This window comes from Enterococcus sp. AZ196 (assembly GCF_050498845.1).
GTDB lineage: Bacteria > Bacillota > Bacilli > Lactobacillales > Enterococcaceae > Enterococcus_A > Enterococcus_A murrayae.
In genome coordinates this window covers 651,256-673,218 of record NZ_JBIPAM010000002.1, presented here as the reverse complement: position 1 = coordinate 673,218, position 21,963 = coordinate 651,256, and the positions used below count along the sequence as shown (strand labels likewise).

Genomic DNA, 21,963 nt, shown 5'->3' with positions numbered 1-21,963 from the left:
AAACACAAAAGAATTCCATCCATTTAATCGTCAATTTCCGCTTTTTCTTCGAATCGATTCAAAATAAGGCAACTATTTCAAAAAAAATAGCTCTTTTTTAAATAAAAGACTTTCTTTTTACTGATGAATCCATTATTTTGGTAGTAGCATGCAAAAAAATTTAGCGGAGGACGCATTATGTCTTATCAAGAAATGCTTTTCACCTTCTTAGGTGGATTAGGAATTTTCCTTTTCGGGATCAAATATTTAGGTGACGGCCTGCAAAAAGCCGCCGGAAACCGCTTAAGAGAAATTTTGAATCGTTTCACGTCAACACCTTTTCGCGCTGTTTTAGCCGGAATTATTGTAACCGGCCTGATCCAAAGCAGCTCTGGCACGACTGTTCTAGCAGTTGGCCTAGTCAGCGCCGGCTTCATGACGCTGAAGCAAGCCATTGGGGTCATCATGGGAGCGAACGTGGGGACGACTGTCACCGCTTTCATCATTGGGTTCAATTTAAGTGAATATGCACTGCCCATTATCGGCGCGGGAGCAATTTTATTATTCTTTTCAAAACGAACCTCTCTACAATCAATCGGCCAGATTCTTTTCGGGTTTGGCGCACTTTTTTATGGATTAAAATTAATGGGAACCGCTATGGATCCGCTAAAAGATCTGCCGCAGTTCAATCAATTAATGCTTAGTGTCGCAGATCATCCTGTTTTAGGTGTTGGTATCGGGACCCTGCTTACGATGGTCTTGCAAAGCTCTAGTGCGACCATTGGGATTTTACAGCAGCTTTATATGCAGGGCAGTGTGACACTGACTGCTGCTTTACCTATTCTTTTCGGTGATAATATCGGGACAACGATCACTGCGATTATCGCCTGCTTAGGTGCAAGTGTCGCAGCTAAACGGACAGCCGCTTCTCACGTGATCTTCAACTTAGTTGGGGCAATCATTTTTACTATCCTGCTTGCACCGTTTACGAAGCTGGTCATGTTTTTCGCCAGTTCGCTGGGGCTGAATCCGGCAATGCAGATCGCCTTTGCCCACGGACTTTTTAATATTTCGAATCTAGCCATCCAATTCTGGTTTATTCCGCAAATTGAGATGCTCGTGAAGAGGATCGTCCCAGGCAGCGAGAAGAATCTGAATATCCGCTCAGTAACCTTGAGTGAACCGATCATCCACACCTCTTCTGTCATGGCGATCGAACAGGCGAAAGGCGAAGTCATCCAGATGGGAAATTATGTATTGTCTTCGGTAAAGGCCGCACGAAAATACTATAATGATACCAAAGAAGAATGGCGCGATGATGTTTTGCAATATGAGGACGCCATCAATCAGTGTGACATTGAGCTAACTGAATATCTCGTGAAGATCTCAGCGACTGAACTGACTCCCTTAGAAAGTCAGGAACAAGCCATGCTGCTGGAATTCACGAAAGACTTTGAGCGTATGGGCGACCACTCCATGAACATCATTCGTTATGTGGAAGAATCCATTGCCCTAGAAGAGAAGCAACGAGCGAAGGATAAACGAAACAAGACGAAAACAACGAATAATCGTCAAACCTTCTTGCTCCATGATGAGGATCTTGAACGACTTTTTGATAAGGTATTAAAAAATATTCGTGATGCGATGCAGGTTCTAGAAAATGATGATGTTGAGCTGGCTCAAAAAATGCTGGATCGCGAAGAAGAAATCAATCAATTGGTTGAATTGCTGCGTAAAAAATACATCAAACTGATGACGAAAGGCGAAGGCCGTGCAGCAGACGGCGTTCTGTTGATCGATATCAGTTCGAACCTTGAACGCTCTAGTGACCGTACGCTTCATATCGCGAAGTATTTCTTGGGGAACAAATACAACTTCAAATACGATACGTCGAACTTCCATTACCAAGACCCGGCAGGCTCTGCCGAAGCTGCTCTTGATAATGCTAGTGAAGCCTTAGACTAAACGCTTAGGCGGAGTGGAGCAATCCACTCCGTTTTTTTGCATTGATTCCCCTTCTATTCACGAGCCCTTCTACCTTTCACGATTGTAAGCTTGCACAGCTTTTCGTAAGTATTCTCCCCTTTAATTCCTTGGTATGATGAATTTATCAAAGAAAGGGAGTTGAAAAAATGGATACTATTACAATTACTTTATTGGGTTGGGGACTTTATTTACTAATTACTTATTTTGAAAAACGCGGAGCACGAGGAAAAGCGATTATTGCGACCTTGCTTGTCAGTCTGGTAATCATTTTATCAAATGTCTTTGGTAATTTTGCCAGCGCTTCTCAGTTGGGACTGCCAAAATTATTACTGACAGTTGGAGCCAGTGTCATGATTCTTTCCTTTTTTCTTTTTCTACCTGCCTTTTTTAAAGCAAGTAACCCATCCACCCGTGAAAACGGGTGGCTTTTTAACACCTCTAGAAGAGGTCCCCACTCACGTACTCCATAAATGGAGCTTCCCAAAAGACCGCCAACCGCTCGGCGCTCGCTACTTTATTTCTTTTTCTTACTCTTGAATGGATCAACGTATTCTCGTTTACTTATACTATCTCGAATACGATCATCTGATTCCTGCTCTCTTATATATTTTGCGATTGTCTTTTGATTCAACCCCACTGTACTTACGTAATATCCTTTAGACCAGAAACTTTTATTCCCATATTTATAGACTAAGTTTCCATGCTGCTCATGGATCAGAGTCGCACTTCTGCCTTTTAAAAATCCCATGAACTGAGAAATGCTTATTTTCGGTGGAACTCTTACTAACATGTGGATATGATCTGGCATTGCATGAGCTTCGATGATTTCTACTTCTTTCATCTCACAAAGTTTACGCAAAATTCTTCCGATATCTTTTCTTAACTCACCATAAATTACTTTTCTTCTGTATTTTGGTGTGAACACGATGTGGTACTTACAATTCCAGCGTGTATGTGATAAACTTTTGTCGTCATTTGATGGCATAGAAAAACTCCTTTCGATAAAATGAGCGGTTGGTAGCCACTTAGTAGTATATCGAAAGGAGTTTTTAACGCTAAAGCTCTTTCGTCCACGCGTAGAAACGCGCGGTTTTTTTGTTTCACTCGCTAACACGAGCGAAACTGACTGAAGTCATTAATAAAAATAAGTTAGGGAAAAGATCCATTTCTGGGTCTTTTCCCTAACTTTTTCTTATTCCTCCACTGATACCGGCACAACCTCAAATTTTGTGACATCCACCAATCCAATATCAGTGATTTTCAAATTAGGAATGACCGCTAAAGACATAAAGCCTAGGGTCATGATTGGATCGACCTGCTCTGAAACACCTAATTTCTGATGAGCCAAACGATTGATCTCCGCTTCTTGAGCCGCGACCTCTTCTCCCGTAAGATCACTCATCAATCCCGCGATTGGCAAAGCCATGCTTCCGATGACCTCTCCTGCTTCAACTAATACCACACCGCCCTCTTGTTCCTTTAAGGCTTGGACAGCTGCCGCCATGTCTTCGTCATTTGTTCCAGTGACGATCAGGTTATGAGAATCATGAGCGATCGATAAACCGATCGCGCCTTTTTTCAAGCCATAGTCCTTCAATAATCCGACAAACACATTGCCCGTATTGTGGTGTCGCTCAATCACCGCGATTTTGGTCACATCCTGCTGCGGATCAAAAATGAAGTTTCCTTGCTCATCTCTTTGAACTGAAACGATCGCTTCGTTCGTCAAGGCCTCCTGCGGGATCACTTCAACTGCACGTGCTTTTTGACTGGTCAGGTTAAGCACTAATTGCTTTTTATGAAACTTGTCGATGTGCACGCTTGATTGCACTTTTTCCGTTGAAACACGTTTGATTGCTGGAAGATAGTTTCCCTTTTCGGCCATCAATTTCCCTGCGATATACGTCGCTTCGATCTCTATCTGTGACAGATCAGAGAAAATCACTAAATCTGCTCTCAAGCCAGGAGCAACAGCTCCACGATCCGTCAACTGACAGCACTGAGCCGCATTGATGGTCGCCATTTGGATCGCTTGAATGGGTGAGACTCCTTCTTCGATACAAATACGAATACTATTATCCAAATGTCCTTTTTCCAAGATCGTTTTGGCCTGCAAATCATCCGCCGATAACACACAGCGCTGATAGTTCTTCGCCGTCACGCCCTTCAACAGAGTCCGCAAGTTTTGAGTGACCGAACCTTCTCGTAAAAAGACGTACATGCCGCGAGCGATCCGATCCTTCAATTCTTGGACAGTCGAGCATTCATGATCGTTGGCGATCCCTGCTGCCGCATAAGCATTCAATTCCTCATTGAAGACCATTGGCGAGTGTCCATCGATCCGCAGGTTGCGTTCTTTTGCGGCCAGCAACTTGTCCAACACCGCGTCCTCAGCGTGGATCACACCAGGGAAATTCATGAACTCAGCCAGTCCATCGACCTGCTTCTTCTCGAAGGCTGGAAGCATATCCGCAGCTTCCACGACTGCCCCGGCGTTTTCCATGTTAGTTGCCGGCACACAAGAAGGCATCATATAACGAATATCTAACGCTGTTTCTTTTGCCGCCTCTGCCATATAGTCCAAACCGGGCAGACCCAGGACATTGACGATCTCATGAGGATCAGCCAGCACAGTCGTCGTTCCGTGTGGCACCAGCAGCCGCCCAAACTCTTCGGGTGTTACATAAGAAGATTCCACGTGAATATGAGGATCGATAAATCCCGGCGCTACAAATTTCCCCTTCAAATCAATCGTTTCTTTTCCTTGATATTCTCCGCTGATGCCGGCAATCATTCCATCCACGATAGCTAGATCGCCATGGATCGTTTCCCCCTGATATACATCGATCACATTGGCATTCTTTAACACTAAATCAGCCGGAACACGTCCCGCTGCTGCATCAATTAATCGTTTTAATGTCGCTTTGTCCACTTCCTTCGCCCCTTTTTAAATATTTTTTCTATTATAGCAGGGTTTATCGCTTGATTCACTAGCATTCAGTGGATTATTTGAAATAATGCTCACATAAAAGAGTTTTTTTGTCAGAAAGTAAAAAGCGGTAAAAAATTAGGGCTGAGAAGGTGTGTTCTCCCAGCCCTAGTCCTATTCATTTTTAATAGTGTAAATCAATTGTTCTGGGTCAATAATCTGCTTGATCCTAAATGGTTTTCCCTTATTTTCTACCGTTTGCGCATTTGATGTTGCAACTGCTTGAGTCAAAAATACTTCAGGTGTTATCGCAGGATTTACCTGATAAGCTAATGCATACAGTCCCGCAAGATAGGGCACGGTCCAACTGATACCGCCACTTGTATCATATTGATAGTTGTCCCTGCCATAGACACCCGCATAGGTTCGGCCATCCATCGGCAGAAAAAGACATTCTTGATAGCTCGCAGCCTCTTCTTTGATCCAAGAACCGACTGAGTATGATCCCAGCTCATCAGGATCAGCCATCATTTTTCTTCCCAACCCTGCCAATCCAATCCCATATTCTTTGTCTAACGACGCGGTAACGACTAGAACCTGTTGTTCTTTAGCTTTTTTTAGAGCCCTCTGAAATAGATCGTAACCATCATCCTTTTTATTGAAGCCTCGAGAAATAGAAATGACACGGATTTTTTCCTTTTCCGGCAATGTCTGATTCAACTCAAGAAAACGTTCAATTGCTTGTGCATAGTATTTATAAGTAAACCCCTTTGACGGCATATTCCCAGCAGAATCATTATTTGCTTTATTCAGCATCATCGCGCCTAGGTTATTAGAAAGTCCCGCAGCAATGTAATACAAGTGTGCTTCTGGGGCAACACCCGTTGTTTTTCCTAATGCTAAGGAGGCAACCCCGGCTCCGTGCATTTCGGGTGTTTTTGATAAAAGATGGATTTCTTCATAGTGCTTCAAGCGATCGGCATATTGTTCATGCTCGGTGAACAAGGTATGATCAATGATTCCAATCGAGACACCTTTGCCTGTGATGCCGGCTTGATGAAGATCACGAACATGCAGACCAGGATTTTTTCCAAATGCTAAACACGCTTCTGAATCAAAACCGGCTGGTAATTTTTTGGGCCATTTCGTAGCGGAATCAAAAATGGCATAATCCAGCTTTTCTTGCTGATGAGTCAGATCGAGCTTCGATAAATCCTTTGAACGCAGGTCTAGCTGAGGAAAACTGGAAAAATCTGTATTCGGTTGGGCTATTTTTTTCATCTTTACGACTTTTTTTGTATCCGCAGTTGTCTTTCTAGCGATGCCAATCTCTGTTCCTTTTGTACGGCTATCGATCGGTTGAATCCAAAGAATATAGATGGCAGCGATCACGAATAACGCTGCTAAACCGGCTAAAACAATCAAACTGATTTTTTTCATTCTTTTCATTTTTTCCCTCCTGTTCAATTTTTTTATTACTGGTCATTAATCCTCTGTTTTAAACTCTGCCGAGGCTTTCTTGACGTTTTCAAGTGAAGCCCCTTCCGCACGGCGATCAATTGGCGGACTTTATAGTACGAGAATACTGCCGCCAAAAAAAAAGCCAACGGGGACGGTCATAAAAATGCAAACGACTGTTTTGAACTTCTCCCACATAATGTTTCCTCCTACTCTTTTTCCTACTATCATTTTAGGAAGACCTCCTCAATCTACCATCAAGGATTTATCAAGAAACCATCAAGTTTAATTTGAGATACAAAAAAATAGCTTCCTCCGATAATCAGAGAAAACTACTTTCTAGGAAAGATTATTCGAATTGTGAAATCTGTGTTGCTCACTTCCGCGGCAACCTTGATACTTAATTTTTTACTCAGTAATTCCACGATGGCTAAGCCTAACCCATGACCATTTCTAGTATTGCTGCCGACATAAAAACGCTGAAAAATTCGTTCTGGGTCAATCTGTGCATCATTTTCGTACTTATTTGTAAATGATAGAACGGTCTGGTCCTGCTGTGTTAGCTGGATTCGCAGCTGGTCCTTCCCATGCTGCAGCGCATTCGCAATCACATTTTGAAGGATTCGCGTCAGCAATTTCTCATCTGAAATGATCAGGCACTCTTCTTGAATTTCCAGTTCCGGCTCAATTGCTCGCTGCTCAAAGGTCGCTGCTTCCTTCAGCACTTCATTGATCAAAAGCTGACTCAAATTGATTTGCTGCAGTTCAGGCTCTACTGTTTTTGATTCATAATAAGATAGTTCGAAGAAGGCTTGGGTCAATGATTTCATAGCAAGAGATTTATCTAATAGGATTTGTATAGATTCCTGCTGCTCTAATGAGAGGTTCTCTCTTTCTAAAAGCTGCAAATAACCGATCATCGCTGTTAGTGGTGTCCGCAAATCATGGGAAATCTCAGAGATTGTCTCCTTCAACTCCTGTTCACGTTTCACTGTATCGATTCGCTCCATGCGCTGCTCCATAATCTGCTGATTAATGGTTTCCGTTAATTGATCGATCATCGGATTGAATAGATTGATTTCAACCAACTGATTGCTTTCTGAATCAATCTCTTTAATCCGTTGATTCAGTTTGCTGATCTCACGCTGTGTCAGCAAGATGAAAAAGACGAGGATGAAAAGAAGGAGCAATACAATTATCAGCAACAATTTCATTTCCTCGCCTCTTTCACTATTTATCGTAAATCTTGTCGTTCAAAAAGGAACACTGACGCGCCAATTGAGACGAGCCAGAGGATGAGCGCCGACAGCAGCGCCTTCCCCAATTGGTTAGCGGACAAATGAACCTGTGCGACAACAGTCATCTGCTGCAATGGGAAATACTTATAAATATCGCCAAGTTGAGTCATTCTATCTGCAAACCAACCGCCCAACTCGATCACTACTAACGTAAATAACGCGCCCATAATCAATGTTTTCGGAATGTCTCTGCAAACAAAAGAGATCAGGATAAAAATGCTCACCACCGACACATTCAAAACAGTTACAAGTACAACCACCCGCAGGATATAAAGCAGATCATCCACATGAAACGGACCACCCCAGCCATTGACGATTGAAACAACCACTGTAGTTAAAAGTGGTGTAAGCAACAATAGAAAAGCTGAAAAGCTGCTATAAACAATTGTTTTCGCAAAAACAATACTCCGGCGGCTGTGCCCGTTGGCAACCTGCTGATGAAGGGTCCGATTAGTGAAATCCGAACCTAAGAAAAACCCTGCTAAAATGACTGGTCCGAAAATTGTTAAGCTAACGGAAAAGCTGTTGGCAAAGGTCGCTTGTCCACTTTGCAAAAATGAGCCTGGCAGAATATCACCAGTCAGCACCTTGTCGAGAACCGTATAAGAAAAAAAACTAGCCAATAAAATCAGCAGCGGAACGGGCCAAAGCTTGAACAATCTGCGGTATTCTACATTAACTAAATTAATCATCGCTGATCCCCCCTGACTCTCTGCACAAAGTAATCTTCTAAACTTTCTTCGGCAATCGTCAGCGAATGGATCTCAATATTATGAGCGACTAAACACGTCAGCACACGATTCAAATCATCGACGTAATCATAGAGCTTGATAGAATGATCCGGCATAACTCGATAATTGGTGGTCGCTAAATATTTCTCGATCATCACCACTGCCGATGAAGGGTCATTCACTTTCATTGCGATATGGCGTCGGCAGCGTTCGTGGAGTTCTTTTTGACTGATTGCTTCAATGATTTTCCCTTCATTAATAATGATGTAATCAGTCACTAGCTGATGAAGCTCTTCTAAAATATGACTGCTGATCAGCATCGTTACCTTTTTTTCACGATTGATTCGTAACAGCATTTCTCTGAGCTCAACGATACTCACTGGATCTAAGCCGTTGTTTGGCTCATCCAAGATCAGGATATCCGGTTCGCTGACTAAGGCCTGGGCGATCCCTAAACGCTGCTTCATCCCAAATGAAAAATTCTTAGCCTTCTTTTTACCGGTATCAGCCAGTCCCACCGCCTCTAATGACCGATCGATCAATTCTTTGTTGGGCAGTCCCCGTGAAAGACGCACCATATTGATATTCTCATAGGCGCTCATCTCCGGATAGATCGCTGGTGCCTCGATCATACTGCCGATTCGTTTGCGACTCTGGCACAAACCTTTTTCACTTGATTGATTAAATAGCATGACCTTTCCCGAATCACTCTTGATCAGAGCCATCAAGATATTCATCAAGGTTGTTTTTCCAGCACCGTTCAAGCCAATGAAGCCATAGATTTTGCCAGCCTCAAGTGCGATAGAGACATCCTTTAGGACCTTCACCCCGCCAAAACTTTTGGTGATTCTGGTTGTTTTTAAGACAATTTCTGACATAAGCTGTCTATCCTTTGCTAAATGATTTGTTTCTATCGTTGATTTTAGTTATGAGGTGTCAAGAAAGGCTCAGTGAAATTGTCAAGAATCTATCAAGATTCCAATCTGCCTAATCGGTAGCCCACGCCCCACACTGTTTCAATGTATTCACTTTCTGGCGCGATAGCCGCAAGCTTGGTTCGCAACGAACTGACATGCACATTGATCGTATGACCATCATCGCGGTATAGATCCTGCCAAACGCTTTCAAAAATATTTTGCTTTGAAAAAACCTTATTTGGATGCAGCATTAGTAATGCTAGTATTTCAAACTCGGTACTAGTTAATTGCAACTCCTGCTGATTCAAAACGGCTCTGCGCTCTTCGCGGTTCAGAGTTAGCTGTCCATGCCGCAATTCTGCGAAAGTTTCCTTTTTGATCGGGGTATTTCTTCTTAGTACTGCCTCTGCTCGTGCTGTCAGCTCATCAATATCAAAAGGCTTCGTCACATAATCATCAGCACCGATTTTCAGCAGATCGACTTTGGTAGTCACCAACTCTTTAGCTGAAATAATGATCACCGGCACATCCGAAAACGTCCGCAGCTTCACTAAGACGGAATCGCCGCTTTTATACGGCAAGTTCAGATCCAGAAAAACCAAGTCAAAGGACTCTTTTTCTAAATAATCGATCCCCGCAAGTCCATCATAGGCAACTATACATTCCCAGCTATTTTTCTCCATCACCTTTTTTAACATCGAACATATCGCTGGATCGTCATCAATGATCAATATCTTCATGCAAGTCCCTCTTTTCTTTAGCAGATCGGCCATGTTTCTTCTCATTACTTCTATTATATACAAGTATCAATTATCTGCCTATCCAATGTCGATATCCTGCTGACCGAAGCTAGTTCATTTTAAGGCGTACATTTTCGAAAAAAACGAAAAATTACACTAAAAAAATCATGACCACCTGTGAAAACTGGTGATTGGTTCTTCGGGTAAAAACCTCTACTACCGACCCGAGTCCTAACGCCCCTTCGAAAAAATTAGTGGTTCCCTTCTCACGTCCCACATTCTCTTCCTAGTTCTTAAAGATTTCTATCTTTTCTTAACTCTGTTACTTTTCCAGTAAATGGATCAATCTCTTCAAATAGACTTATTTGATCACTTTGATAAGCTTCTATTAATTGGCTCTTGATATATTCCTCAATCGCTTTTTGGTTTCATCCTACCGTATCTGCGCAATAACCTGTAAACTAAAATTTTCGATTGCCATACTAATATTTCAAATTGGCTGACAGTCGAATATTCTCAAACTACTCTTTTAGATAACCGACAAAGGATACCATACTTATTTTTTTGGTGGGATACTTACTAATAGATGAATATGATACTTACAGGCATTTGCTTCATGGATTTTCGCTCCTTTTCTTACACACAAAACTCGTAAGATCTTTCCGAAGCTTTCCTTGTACTTCTCATAGATAATTTGACATCGATATTTTTGCGTAAAAATGATGTGATATTTACACCGCCAAGTAATGTGTACTAAGCTTCATGACGTATCCTCCTCTGACTGTAGAACCTCTCTCATCTTAGCATCTAGGGTGGATTATTCTTTTACTACATCGCTGAAAGCTCTCCTGAACCACAAGCCGAGCCTGTGGTTTTCAAAACATAAAAAAAGTTAGACAATTTACACGTGTCCAACTTTTGAAAAATTTCTATTTGGTTTTTTATTACTTTATCAAGTTATGCTACACGTCATTTTTTTCTGCAAATCGATATAAATGTAAAGCAATATAGACCGTTTCTGTTTTTTCTACAGTGATGGCTAAACTCTTTTGAACAATCTTTACTAACTTCCAAGCAAGGTTATAGTATTCTGGGTATTTTTCAATAATAATTACCTCTAGTTCATCTGGCATTCTGATTGATTCATTCCGCTCAATTCTCTCTAACATAAAACGAACATGCGTAATCAATCGGACATAAGCCAAATCGCTCTCATTGATAGTCAACTCCAATTGGTCTTCAATCACTTCTTTCAACAAAACTAGTAGTTCCGCCTTCTTTTGAATTCCCCGCATCGATTCATTACTGACAGCGGTAACGATATGCAACGTAATGAAGCCGACTTCGCCTTTTGGAATTTTAATACTCAACTCTTTTTCTAATCGTTGAACAACAGTCTCTGCAATTTCCGCCTCTTTTGGATACAAACTATTGGTTTCGTGAAGAAAAGGGTTGTCGACTTGCAGCCCCAACTGGCATCTTTTTACAATAGACGCGATGTGATCGGTCAAGGCAATATGGATATGTTCATTCAAAGGTGCAGAAATTTTCGACTGAATATAAGTAATGATTTCTGAGGAAATATCCATGATTCGTAAGGGCATCTCTGCCAAAAGCTGTGTATACAGCTTTTGTTCTTCCTTATCGACTAGACAAAAAATATCCTCAACATTATTAGAGACTAGAATATCATTTTTCTTCTTACCAAAACCAATCCCTTTTCCAATCAAGATCATTTCCTGGTTATCACTATCAGTTGCTCTGACGATATTGTTCGTGATGGTTTTCAAAATTTTATATCGAGTCATGGTCCTCCCTCCCAATCGTTTTCTTCTATCTTGATTATCTTAAATTTGGCGCATCATTTCAACTTTGTTTGGTAATCTCCTAGTTCATAAATTCCGAGATAATAATCCATGGAAAGAATTTGCCACTCACCAGATTGCTTCGTCATTTTAATAGCACCTTTTGCACATGCGTATTCCCTATGCAAATTATTTAATGTAAAGACATATGGCTGCTTACGTTGTGAATGGCCGGACATTCGATAAAAATCAAATGTAGCTGTGTCACCCTTGATCTCAATATTCGACAATAAATACGGGTGCACCCAATGCCGACTCTTTTGCCGATGATATTTCTCTGCACTAATACAGCGTCGTTTGTCCAACCCGCCAAAATTTGCGTTCATTGTATGGAAATCTTCATGCAGCGTTTCTGCAGTATAATCAAAAATCAGATGATCTAACCCGAAATTATGCTTTGCAAAAACTTCTTCAATTTGTTCTCCCTCTGTCAGGCCAGTGTCAGAATGTTTTATTCGTGCCCAAGGCGAATCCAATTCCCCTACAATACAAGGCAAATGAACATTTGGAAAGTACCCTAGAGTACTTTTTTCAAAATACCATTCCTGTTCAAGCATAGCTATATCTCCAGTATGCCAGACTACATCCATCCTCAATTCTTGTAACAACCAGATACCTGATCGCTTTTCCCAATGATTGGCAAAAAGAACCGTAAACTCACAAAAACGTATCTTCGCATCCTCAAGCTTGAGAATGCGGCAAGGAACCTCCGCACTCTGTTGTGCTTGATCACCATTTGTTCGACAAACAAAATTACAGATTCGCGAATGAAAAAAATCATTTTGAGGAAAATTTTTTAGAAAGCTATCTAAACCAAATCGGCTATGCTGTGCACCATCAGAGTAAGCTTCCACAACACTTAAATTACAACGTATGTCGTCAGTAATTAGTTGTGAAAGATCAGCAGTCTCAGGATCGTCCCAAGCTTGAATAAAGGCTGTAAATTTCTTTTTTATTTCATCGTAATTCGCTCTCATAGGTCTCTCTCTCCAAACCTTTTCTAATAAGACAGTTTATCTTGAAAAGAGAAGAAATCTTTTTCTCTTAATTTCACGTTACCACGTTTTTTTAGCTCAACCTTCTGATGAGTCGAATTCGTAAAGACGATCGAGCAAATAGCCGAAGCCGCATGTTCCTTTATATATTCAAGATCTACTGTTGCTAATGGCTGTCCTTTTTTGATTATTTGGTCTTTTTCAATCAGGATATCAAAGGGAATTCCTTGTAATCCAACAGTTTCGATCCCGATATGGATCAGAACTTCTTTTCCTTTTTCGGACAAAATACTGATGGCATGCTTGGTCGGAAATACCTCTAGAATCTTTCCGTCCACAGGTGAAACGACTTCCCCAGAAATTGGATCAATCGCAAATCCCGGCCCCATCATCTCTTCCGAAAAGACCTTATCAGGCACTTGCGAAAGGCTTAATAGCTCTCCTTCGATTGGGACAACAAACTCTTCAAATGAGTCTTCAGTTTGAACCTTTTCATTTGTATTGGATTCAGAAGATGATGGAATCACTTTCCCTTCAATGATCGCTTGAATCTGTTCCTTCAAGGATAAGGCTTTTGTTCCGAAAATAATTTGGGTCGTGTTGCCTAGTTCCATAACACCGCTTGCACCTAAATGGCTTACTTGCTTTTGATCAAATTTCTGCTTATCCATGAATTTCACCCGAAGTCTAGTGGCACAAGCGTCTAGAGAACTAATATTTTCCTTTCCGCCTAAAGCCGTTAATACCAAAGCTGGAAGCTGATCCTCAAGAATAATACTATCTGTCTGTTCTGCTAGTTGTTTTTCTCGACCTGGTGTTTGGAAATTGAATTTGCGAATCAAGAATCTGATTAAGTAATAATCAAAAGCTGCAAAAGCCACATTCATCGGAATCACCCAGAACCAGCCTGGCGCCTGCTGGAAAACGCCATAAACGAGGTAATCCATTAGTCCTCCGCAGAAACTGGAAGCGATATGAACATTTAAGAAGGACATCACTGGAAAAGCCACAGCCTTCATAATGCAATGAACGAGGTATAACGGGAAACAAGAGAATAAGAAGGTAAACTCAATTGGCTCAGTAATCCCGGTACAAAAGACTGTGATCATCCCTGCAATGTACAGACCCAACGTTTTTTTCCGATTTTCTGGCCTTGCTTCTTTGGCAATCGCCAGCGCGGTTCCGATACATACCCCTACTGTAAGGAAGACTCCGCTATAGACTCCCGCTGTTACTGGAACGCCATCTGCCAGTTGCGCGATAAACATAGCCAAGTCGCCATGAACGACCTCCCCCGCAACTGTCGTGTAACTGCCAAATTGAAACAGAAATGGTGGATACCACAAGTGCTGTAATCCGAATGGTACTAAAAGATAATTGACGATCCCATAGGTGAATAGGCCAAAAGAAGTATTCGGATCAACAACCTTTGTTGAGAAAAACTCAATGCCGCTTTGGATCGGCGGCCATACTACTAAGAACATTACAGCTAACAGAATTGAAGCTACAACAGTAATAATTGCTACAAAACGTTTTCCTTGGAAAAAGGAAAAGGCTTTTGGTAATTTAGAATCCTTGAACTTTTTATACAAAAATGCAACCAGCAAACCAATTGCCATCCCACCAAAAACACCCGTTTGCAATGTGGGAATACCCAGGATTGTGGTATAAGCACCCGAGCTTTTGGCAACCGCTTCGGTATCTATTTTGCCTAAATAACCCATCGCAGTAATAAATGTTAAATACCCGATCATTCCGCTAAAGCCAGCTATCCCATCCTGTTTACTCAATCCAAAGGAGATTGCACAAGCAAAAATGATTGGAAGGTTGCCAATAATTAGATTTCCAATCGCTTGAAAAAGACCCGCGATCAATTGAACGACATCCGTTCCCAAAAGAGGTAGAGCTTCAATAAACGTTGTATTTTGCATCATCACACCCAGCCCTAACAACAACCCACCAATTGGAATCATCGCAATAACCGGCAACATTGCTGGCCCAAATTTTTGTAAGCTATCCAGCAATTTCGTTTTTATTCCTTGAACTTTTTTCATTCTTTTCAACCCTTCCATTTTCAAATAAAGCTACCTTCATTCATCTTTTCCGATTATGCTTATCCGTGCACTGATAAACAAAAATAGGTACATGTACACGGAGATCCATTATCTCTGCGCACATGTACCTAATTAAATAGTCATACATAAATATTCAATTAACAGCTGTTGAACACATGATAACCGCTTACATAGTAAGTGTCAATCACTTTTTATTTTTAATCGAAAAAAAGTACTGTTTTTTTGGAACTTACTCGTTTCAGAATTCAATCCAAATCTTGCAATTCCTCAATGACTACTTCTATATAAAGCTAATTATTATCTGTATGATCCCATCTCAAACCATAAAAAAGAAGTAATTCCGATTTTTCAGAACTACTTCCTTCTATCTATTATATTAGCCCTCTGGATGCAGCACACTGTAAGTCTTTTTCAAAACTTCATCAGTATGAGCAGTCAATCCTTGATAGACTTCTTCATTTAATTGTTTGTATATCTTTACGTTTTCTGGTTTCGGAGTAAAGACATCTTTCACCTTAACCATCTGCTCAACAGCTTCAGCATAATCTGCATAGATGCCTAAGCCAACTGCCGCGTTTATCGCTGCACCGACACTGGCACTGCCGTTTACGACATTCCGTTTGATTGGCAAATTAAAGACATCCGCAAAAATCTGCATCAACAGATCACTGTTTGATCCACCGCCTGTCACGATAACTTCTTCGATCGGATGACCCATTTCATCAGTCATATTCGTCACATTATTTTTCATGGTATAAGCAATACCTTCTAAGATCGAACGGTACAAGTAACGATAGTCATGATGGGCATTGAATCCGATCATCACACCGCGCTTGAATGGTTCCCACGGATTTGCTAACCAATCTAAGACAGTCATCAAGCCGTCACTTCCGGCTGGAACATTGGCTGCTTGCTCGTTCAAGTATTCTTCTTCGCTGATTCCTTGATAATTCGAACGAATACTGATTTTTTCGCCTAATAAATCTTTAAACCAAGAAACTGTCCACATACCACGACGGATTCCGTAGCCTTCATAGATATAGCTTCCCGGCATCGAAGATAGAATCGGCCAATAAGTCACCACATCACTTGGCGGTAATTCCTTACCGATCATCATACTGCAAATATAAGTTCCTAAAGAAACGACTGCGCTTTTGTTAGTGACTAAGCCTGCTCCTAGAGCTTCCACTGCTTTATCACTAGTTGTCGCAAAGACTGGCAGACCTTCTGGCAAACCCGTTTTTTCACTGGCTTCTTTCGTTATGCGTCCCAGCATATCTCCCGGTTTTACTGCTTCAAACAGCATATCCTTCGGCAAGTTGTATTGTTTTAATACTTCTTCGTCCTCAGACCAATTCCATGTTTCATAATCCACTGGCCATTGACCAAAATTGTTCCCAATATTATCTTTGAATTCACCAGTCAAACGATGAGTGATGTAACCGCTTGTTGAAGTCACATATTGAACGTCAGGATTATCATGGGCATAAGGAGTCGAAGTCCGTTTATCCATCCAGCTGATCACTGGTTGAGCCAAGGTTCCATCTTTTTTTAATAGAACCCGACAGCAGCGGATAAAGCCTAGCCCGATTCCAACAATATTTTCCTTGCGAACACCAAATTCATCCATCGCTTTATTCGCTGCGACACAAAGTGAATCCCATAGATCGTCGCCAGGATGCTCTACTACAACATCATCGCCCAAGTGCATAGGGCGTAATGGTTCTTTTCCTTCTCCGACAATATTTCCTTCTAAATCAAAAATGACGATCTTAGTACTTTGGCTGCCACCGTCAATACCTACAATATATTTTTTTTCCATATGTCTCCCCGTCTCTTTTAATCATTATTTCTATCAGAAAGGCTTCACGAACTTGCATATTACCATAAAAACAGCTCGTTTAGCCGCACATCAATTAAAGAAAAAGACTGAGAAAAAGGTTCTCAGTCTTTAAATTCGTTGAACTAACGGACTAAGAATCCACCGTCGACTGCCAAGATATGTCCGTTAACAAAGTGTGACGCTTCTGATGCTAAGAAGGCTGTTGCTCCCATCAAATCTGCTACATCGCCCCAACGTCCTTCTGGTGTATGATCAACGATCCATTTGCTGCGTTCTGGATCTTCAATGGATGCTTTTGCTGCATGGGTCTTGAAGTATCCTGGTGCGATACCGTTCACTTGAATATTGTATTGCGCTAACTCATCACAGTAAGCTTTCGTTAATCCAGCCAAGCCATGCTTAGACGCTGCATAAGCGGGCGCCCATTGTCCGCCCAAGAAAGAAAACATAGAACAAATGTTGATGATTTTCCCGCTCTTTTGAGGAATCATTACTTTTGCAGCTTCGTGACTCATATCAAAGGCTGCAGTTAGATTGATGTTGATTGTTGGATCCCATTTATCGCGGCCATAGCTCACTACATCATCACATGGGCAAATGCCTGCACAGTTTACTAAAATATCAACCGAGCCAAATTCAGCAACACATTTCTCTACTACTTCCTGGCATACACCATCTTTTGTGATGTCCGCTTCCATATAAGCCGTTTTTGCTCCGCGTTCTGCTAAAACTGCGTTAAATTCTGGATCATCAGGCATGATCGACGGCATGAAAATATTTGCTCCTGCTTCTGCTAAAGCTAATGAGAAGGCTTGTCCTAAGCCAGTATTCCCGCCTGTAACGATCGCATTTTTCCCTTTGATATGAAACATATCCATTTTAAAGTCTTTGATTTCCATTCTTCTACCTTCTTTTCTTTTATTTTTTTACCCGTCTTGGGCTATTTCTTAAGTTTGCTGCTCAGCTTCCTTGCAAATTCTGCCGCATCGCCATGGACGACAATACTAGCTAAATAATTCATCGGTGCACCAAGGTCTGTATTCACCGAAATGACCTCTTTTACATTTTTTAATCCTTCGATATGTTGAGTCGATCCGTAAATCCCTAGTGCCAGATAAAGATCTGGACTGACTGTTTTACCTGATTGCCCTACCTGAATCTCCCTAGGCGCTTTTTTTCGATCAACTAGCTGCTTCGATACTGCTACAACACCATTTAGCTCATCCGCCAAATCCTGCAATTGCTCAATCGGCTGCGTAAAACCGCCGCCCGCCGAAACGATCACCTCTGCCTCACGAATATCGACACCGTTTTGTTCACTCTCCACGATCTCCAACACTTCAATTGATGACGCTTTCAATTTTTCTGGAATAAAATCAATATACTCTGGTTCTTTAGTCAGATTTTCTCCATGAAAGACATTCGGATGAACACTGGCCATGATTGGTGATGATTCGCACACGATACTTGCCATAATATTGCCTGAAAAAGCCGGACGTACCAGTTTCTTGCCGCGTTTGTCGACGTGAATATCCGTAATATCAGCCACTAATCCTACCTCAAGCCGCATCGCTAATCGCGGTGCCACCATTCGCCCAAACTCTGTTGCTAAAATGATTATGCTGTCAAACTGATACTTCCTGTGAACCTGTTCAATGATATCTGTTAATACCCGACTGTCCTTTGACTGGATCGTCGGAGCCTCAACATTGATCACTGCATCAAGTCCTTTTACTTTTTCAGTCAAATTGATCCCTAAACCATAAACGAAGGTCTCTTCTTCGCCAGCTAAACGATTGACTACATCCATCAAATCTAATGAATAATCGATTTGATCGTTATCTATCAGAATGAGTCCTTTAAACATTACAAGTACCCCTTTTCTTTTAGAAAATGAACCACTTCGTCGATGCCTTCATCGTCGACCTTCACCACTTTGTGTTCCACCGATTTTCTTTTTACAACGACATTTTTTTTCACCTTGGTTGGTGAGCCCTTGCCGCCAATTTGTTCCGCTGGTAACTGCAGCTCCTCATTCGTTACCAAGGTAAATTGGTCATCCACATTTCTCCCGATATTTTCATACCTTACAAATCCTAGACGCAAATTCATTTGATGCGTGACACTCAATACGCTGGGATTATCGATTTTCAGGCGATACATTTTTTCCTCTTGCAATGCCTCAACGATCGAATACTCCGGCGTTGCTTCTTTGATCGCGACAATATTCGAAAATTGATTGATTCCCATCGTTTCTGCAATCTGCGGTCCAACATGGCCGGTCCCGCCATCTAAAGTATGGGTACCGGTAAGCAGCAAATCATAGTTCTGGGAGGAAAGATAGCTGGATAAAATTCGACTCGTTGCCAGCGAATCACTGCCGGCAAAACGGCGATCACTGATCAATGTCGCGTGATCCGCACCCAGTCGGACAAAATCCTTCATCGGCTCTTCCAGCTTCATCGGTCCCATAGTAACGACTTCGACATAAGCAGCAGGGTTCTGCTTTTTATACCTCATGGCGAAAGCCGCCGCATTCCTATCATCTGGATTTAGAATCAGACGAGAAGCTTCACGATTGATCTTGTCTGTTTCATAATCATATTCAAATTTTTCCGTATCTGGAACGTATTTGACTAAGCAAATGATTTTCATACTTGCCCTTCCTATCACTTCACTTCCTTCAAGGACGAGTGTTCGCCCTTGAAGGAATCAGATAATTATTTTTGATACTTCAAGCCTTCTTGAACTGGATAGATATTTCCGAAGCTCATAACACCCTTCGGATCAAAGACTTCTTTCAAGCTTTCCAGCATGTAATAGGCTGATTGGTGCTCTTCTTTGGTCCATTCGTTACGATATTTCCCAATCCCGTGATGGTGACACATCGATCCGCCTAATTTCAGCGTTTCTTCTACAATGATCGCTTGGATCGGATGATGATAGATCTTCATTTCATCTTCTGGCTCACAATTGATGTCGTAGTTGTAGACGAAGTACATGTTCGTTCCGTTTAAGTAGCTGTGAGAAGAATGACCACCCAGCATAGTTAAATCCTCGGCACGAGGAAACTCGTTGCGAATTCTGTCAATGACGTTGTTATAAATTTTTGTGATGGTTTCCCAGTCTGCAGAAACTTCTGTTGTATAGCCATCGTGCTTGTCATTATCAATCATGCCTTGAATTTCGTCATCAATCGTTTGCTGTGTCCAGTTTAATTGGTTAAACCAGTTTTCAATTAATTGAGAATCTACTTGCTTCACGATACCTTCTTTAAATTTCTCGACCGCTTCTTCGATTCCCTTGCCTGTTGCTTCAACGATTCCTTCCGGGCCTTCCGCCATGAAAATCAAGACACATTTGCCTTCGTAGAAATGATAGAAGTGCTGGCGCGCATCCTCTGGTGAATAGGTCCGAGCAACCGATGGACGATAGCCGTTTACCATTACTTCGCGAAGAATCTTCACTCCATCTTCTACATCATTCACTAGATAACCAAAGAATTTATTATTATCTGGATAATATTTAAAGATTTTCACTGTGACTTCTGTGATGTAGCAAAGCGTTCCTTCATTTCCAATCACAATGTGGCGAATGTCAGGGCCTCCTGCACGGCGAGAGATATTTTTGATACGAGAGATATGACCATTTGGGAAGACGCATTCAAGCCCTACCACCATATCCTCGATGCCGCCGTATAAAGTTGAAAATTGTCCGATTGAACGAGTCGCGACCAAACCGCCGTATTGTGCGATCGGTTTTGATTGCGGCGAATGACCTGTGGTATAGCCGATTTTTCTAAGCTCATCTTCTAAAGCCTGTAAAGGAACCCCTGCTTGAACAGTTGCCTGCATGTTGTAAGGATCGATTTTCAAAATCTTGTTCATATGAGAACCGTCGATCACTAATGCCAAATCTTTCCAGTTTTCCAAACCGCCTTCAGTTGCGGTCTGACCACTTCGAGGAATAACGTTGATGTCATTTTCGTTACAATACATCAACAGTTCTTTAACTTCTTCTGCATTGTCGGGATAAACGACTGCAGTCGGCAGCGGATTGTCTAGAACCCCTTTAGCTTTCATATATTTACGATAGCGGTCAGAGGCAGCATCATATAATGTTGCATGATCTGTTACTACCTGCTCCTCAGAGACGATCTTTTTCACGTCCTTAATGATTGCTTCTTTCACCAATGTTTCAGAATTCATTCCATTAACTCCATTCATCTTTTTTTCGAAAGCGCTTTTCCTGAGTTCAGTATAAAGGGTTCATTCTCGTTTTACATTAAAATTTGATTAAATTTTCTATTTTATTCCATCTTTTTTACCCTTTATGGAAAATTTTCCATATTATGTTTGCTTTTTAGATTCTGGCTATGCTATTCTGAATTCAAGATAAAATACTGCAAATAAGGAGGCAGTCCTATGAAAATACAATTGGATCGTTTAAACGATTTAGAAATAACTATCCATAATCGCTTGTTGAAGGAAAGCCAGGAAAATCCAAGCTTAACAATCACCGAAGCCGCGAAGCTGACAGAGGTCTCTCCCTCAAAGGTCTCAAAGCTGGTCAAAAAAATGGGCTTTTCCGGCTATAAGGAATACTCCCGCTTTTTGACAGGCAAAGAATTAGTCAAACAAAAAAAGTTGAACAGTGAATTTGCCCGCATCAAAGAGTTCATTGAAAATTTTGATGAATCAACTGTTGATTATTTAGCTGACCTGATCCAGCAGTCAGGAAAAATTTTGCTTTTTGGGTATGGCCCGACAAACTTTTGCATGGAATACTTTGAATACAAGCTGAACTTCACCTTAAACAAAAATGTCATTCGTGTAAGTCAGCCTTCCCTGATTCCTGACCTTCTGACAAAAGACTCCCTGCTGCTGATCTTTTCAGTTGCTGGGAAGTTCGCCAACTTCGATCCGCTGTTCGAGGAAGCCAAAAAGCATCAAGCAAAATCCCTGCTGGTAATGGAGGAGCTGAACACAAACCTATCTCTGGATGCCAGTGAAATCATCTTTTTGACAAAATCACACCAAGACGAGCACTTGAAATCCCATGAAAAAACGCGGACAATCCTGTTGATGTACATCGAAGAAGTTATCCGTAAACTAATGCAAGAAGACCTCCGCGAATAAAATCGCAGA

General features: G+C 41.5%; 18 protein-coding genes and 1 pseudogene. 3 read left to right on the top strand and 16 right to left on the bottom strand.

The annotated features are described in order from the left end of the window. Positions 1-177 precede the first annotated feature (177 nt). Together IGI67_RS20940 and IGI67_RS20935 are read left to right on the top strand one after the other, a co-directional pair. Positions 178-1,944 carry a Na/Pi cotransporter family protein gene (locus tag IGI67_RS20940; RefSeq protein WP_207109050.1) on the top strand — a complete coding sequence of 589 codons (1,767 nt, stop codon included), beginning with the start codon at positions 178-180 and terminating at the stop codon, positions 1,942-1,944. 167 nt (positions 1,945-2,111) lie between these two features. Continuing rightward, entirely contained in the window at positions 2,112-2,435 is a 324-nt protein-coding gene (locus tag IGI67_RS20935) for a hypothetical protein (protein ID WP_429959135.1), read from the top strand. A 44-nt stretch (positions 2,436-2,479) separates the two neighbouring features. On the opposite strand, the gene tnpA (IGI67_RS20930) is transcribed toward IGI67_RS20935, so the two are convergent. The 16 genes and pseudogenes from tnpA (IGI67_RS20930) to IGI67_RS20855 all read right to left on the bottom strand — a co-directional run bounded on the left by tnpA (IGI67_RS20930) (position 2,480) and on the right by IGI67_RS20855 (position 21,024). Further along, on the bottom strand, positions 2,480-2,950 hold the full coding sequence (tnpA, locus tag IGI67_RS20930) for an IS200/IS605 family transposase (RefSeq protein ID WP_429956540.1): 471 nt from the start codon (positions 2,948-2,950) through the stop codon (positions 2,480-2,482). A 207-nt stretch (positions 2,951-3,157) separates the two neighbouring features. Next, positions 3,158-4,897, bottom strand: a complete 1,740-nt coding sequence (gene ade, locus IGI67_RS20925) for an adenine deaminase (protein WP_429959134.1) — start codon at positions 4,895-4,897, stop codon at positions 3,158-3,160. 171 nt (positions 4,898-5,068) lie between these two features. Then, positions 5,069-6,343: a S8 family serine peptidase gene (locus IGI67_RS20920; RefSeq protein WP_429959133.1), complete on the bottom strand. Its 1,275-nt coding sequence runs from the start codon at positions 6,341-6,343 to the stop codon at positions 5,069-5,071. Between the two features lie 341 nt (positions 6,344-6,684). Beyond that, complete coding sequence (locus IGI67_RS20915) at positions 6,685-7,566, bottom strand: sensor histidine kinase (protein WP_429959132.1); 882 nt, start codon at positions 7,564-7,566, stop codon at positions 6,685-6,687. Positions 7,567-7,586: 20 nt separating this feature from the next. Continuing rightward, positions 7,587-8,342, bottom strand: coding sequence for an ABC transporter permease subunit (locus IGI67_RS20910; RefSeq protein ID WP_429959131.1), 756 nt, complete (start codon positions 8,340-8,342; stop codon positions 7,587-7,589). Next, complete coding sequence (locus IGI67_RS20905) at positions 8,339-9,259, bottom strand: ABC transporter ATP-binding protein (RefSeq protein WP_429959130.1); 921 nt, start codon at positions 9,257-9,259, stop codon at positions 8,339-8,341. The genes IGI67_RS20910 and IGI67_RS20905 overlap by 4 nt, the downstream gene beginning before the upstream one ends. Before the next feature lie 92 nt (positions 9,260-9,351). Continuing rightward, positions 9,352-10,038 (bottom strand): response regulator transcription factor, encoded by a 687-nt coding sequence (locus tag IGI67_RS20900; protein ID WP_429959129.1) that lies wholly within the window; start codon positions 10,036-10,038, stop codon positions 9,352-9,354. Positions 10,039-10,331: 293 nt separating this feature from the next. Next, positions 10,332-10,786, bottom strand: a pseudogene (tnpA, locus tag IGI67_RS20895) (IS200/IS605 family transposase). Between the two features lie 214 nt (positions 10,787-11,000). Beyond that, complete coding sequence (locus IGI67_RS20890) at positions 11,001-11,846, bottom strand: PRD domain-containing protein (RefSeq protein WP_429959128.1); 846 nt, start codon at positions 11,844-11,846, stop codon at positions 11,001-11,003. 53 nt (positions 11,847-11,899) lie between these two features. Further along, the gene (locus IGI67_RS20885; protein WP_429959127.1) at positions 11,900-12,880 is read right to left on the bottom strand and encodes a hypothetical protein; all 981 of its coding nucleotides are present in this window, start codon (positions 12,878-12,880) and stop codon (positions 11,900-11,902) included. Between the two features lie 23 nt (positions 12,881-12,903). Beyond that, the gene (locus IGI67_RS20880; protein WP_429959126.1) at positions 12,904-14,952 is read right to left on the bottom strand and encodes a glucose PTS transporter subunit IIA; all 2,049 of its coding nucleotides are present in this window, start codon (positions 14,950-14,952) and stop codon (positions 12,904-12,906) included. 397 nt (positions 14,953-15,349) lie between these two features. Further along, positions 15,350-16,795 (bottom strand): FGGY-family carbohydrate kinase, encoded by a 1,446-nt coding sequence (locus IGI67_RS20875; RefSeq protein WP_429959125.1) that lies wholly within the window; start codon positions 16,793-16,795, stop codon positions 15,350-15,352. A 143-nt stretch (positions 16,796-16,938) separates the two neighbouring features. Continuing rightward, positions 16,939-17,715 (bottom strand): SDR family oxidoreductase, encoded by a 777-nt coding sequence (locus IGI67_RS20870; protein WP_010743859.1) that lies wholly within the window; start codon positions 17,713-17,715, stop codon positions 16,939-16,941. Positions 17,716-17,756: 41 nt separating this feature from the next. Continuing rightward, complete coding sequence (locus tag IGI67_RS20865) at positions 17,757-18,683, bottom strand: electron transfer flavoprotein subunit alpha/FixB family protein (protein WP_429959124.1); 927 nt, start codon at positions 18,681-18,683, stop codon at positions 17,757-17,759. Beyond that, positions 18,683-19,471, bottom strand: coding sequence for an electron transfer flavoprotein subunit beta/FixA family protein (locus IGI67_RS20860; RefSeq protein ID WP_429959123.1), 789 nt, complete (start codon positions 19,469-19,471; stop codon positions 18,683-18,685). The genes IGI67_RS20865 and IGI67_RS20860 overlap by 1 nt, the downstream gene beginning before the upstream one ends. Before the next feature lie 65 nt (positions 19,472-19,536). Then, positions 19,537-21,024 carry an FAD-binding oxidoreductase gene (locus IGI67_RS20855; protein WP_207109039.1) on the bottom strand — a complete coding sequence of 496 codons (1,488 nt, stop codon included), beginning with the start codon at positions 21,022-21,024 and terminating at the stop codon, positions 19,537-19,539. Between the two features lie 216 nt (positions 21,025-21,240). On the opposite strand from IGI67_RS20855, the gene IGI67_RS20850 reads away from it, so the two are divergent. Continuing rightward, entirely contained in the window at positions 21,241-21,954 is a 714-nt protein-coding gene (locus IGI67_RS20850) for a MurR/RpiR family transcriptional regulator (protein ID WP_429959122.1), read from the top strand. The last annotated feature ends 9 nt before the right edge of the window (positions 21,955-21,963 follow it).

What these genes read in the sequence shown, in the direction of transcription:
- IGI67_RS20920 (WP_429959133.1), bottom strand. Translation starts at nt 6,343, where the DNA reads ATGAAAAGAATGAAAAAAATCAGTTTGATTGTTTTAGCCGGTTTAGCA.
- IGI67_RS20865 (WP_429959124.1), bottom strand. Translation starts at nt 18,683, where the DNA reads ATGTTTAAAGGACTCATTCTGATAGATAACGATCAAATCGATTATTCA.
- IGI67_RS20935 (WP_429959135.1), top strand. Translation starts at nt 2,112, where the DNA reads ATGGATACTATTACAATTACTTTATTGGGTTGGGGACTTTATTTACTA.
- IGI67_RS20910 (WP_429959131.1), bottom strand. Translation starts at nt 8,342, where the DNA reads ATGATTAATTTAGTTAATGTAGAATACCGCAGATTGTTCAAGCTTTGG.
- IGI67_RS20885 (WP_429959127.1), bottom strand. Translation starts at nt 12,880, where the DNA reads ATGAGAGCGAATTACGATGAAATAAAAAAGAAATTTACAGCCTTTATT.
- IGI67_RS20940 (WP_207109050.1), top strand. Translation starts at nt 178, where the DNA reads ATGTCTTATCAAGAAATGCTTTTCACCTTCTTAGGTGGATTAGGAATT.
- IGI67_RS20915 (WP_429959132.1), bottom strand. Translation starts at nt 7,566, where the DNA reads ATGAAATTGTTGCTGATAATTGTATTGCTCCTTCTTTTCATCCTCGTC.
- IGI67_RS20900 (WP_429959129.1), bottom strand. Translation starts at nt 10,038, where the DNA reads ATGAAGATATTGATCATTGATGACGATCCAGCGATATGTTCGATGTTA.
- IGI67_RS20880 (WP_429959126.1), bottom strand. Translation starts at nt 14,952, where the DNA reads ATGAAAAAAGTTCAAGGAATAAAAACGAAATTGCTGGATAGCTTACAA.
- IGI67_RS20855 (WP_207109039.1), bottom strand. Translation starts at nt 21,024, where the DNA reads ATGAATTCTGAAACATTGGTGAAAGAAGCAATCATTAAGGACGTGAAA.
- tnpA (WP_429956540.1), bottom strand. Translation starts at nt 2,950, where the DNA reads ATGCCATCAAATGACGACAAAAGTTTATCACATACACGCTGGAATTGT.
- IGI67_RS20870 (WP_010743859.1), bottom strand. Translation starts at nt 17,715, where the DNA reads ATGGAAATCAAAGACTTTAAAATGGATATGTTTCATATCAAAGGGAAA.
- IGI67_RS20905 (WP_429959130.1), bottom strand. Translation starts at nt 9,259, where the DNA reads ATGTCAGAAATTGTCTTAAAAACAACCAGAATCACCAAAAGTTTTGGC.
- IGI67_RS20850 (WP_429959122.1), top strand. Translation starts at nt 21,241, where the DNA reads ATGAAAATACAATTGGATCGTTTAAACGATTTAGAAATAACTATCCAT.
- IGI67_RS20860 (WP_429959123.1), bottom strand. Translation starts at nt 19,471, where the DNA reads ATGAAAATCATTTGCTTAGTCAAATACGTTCCAGATACGGAAAAATTT.
- IGI67_RS20875 (WP_429959125.1), bottom strand. Translation starts at nt 16,795, where the DNA reads ATGGAAAAAAAATATATTGTAGGTATTGACGGTGGCAGCCAAAGTACT.
- IGI67_RS20890 (WP_429959128.1), bottom strand. Translation starts at nt 11,846, where the DNA reads ATGACTCGATATAAAATTTTGAAAACCATCACGAACAATATCGTCAGA.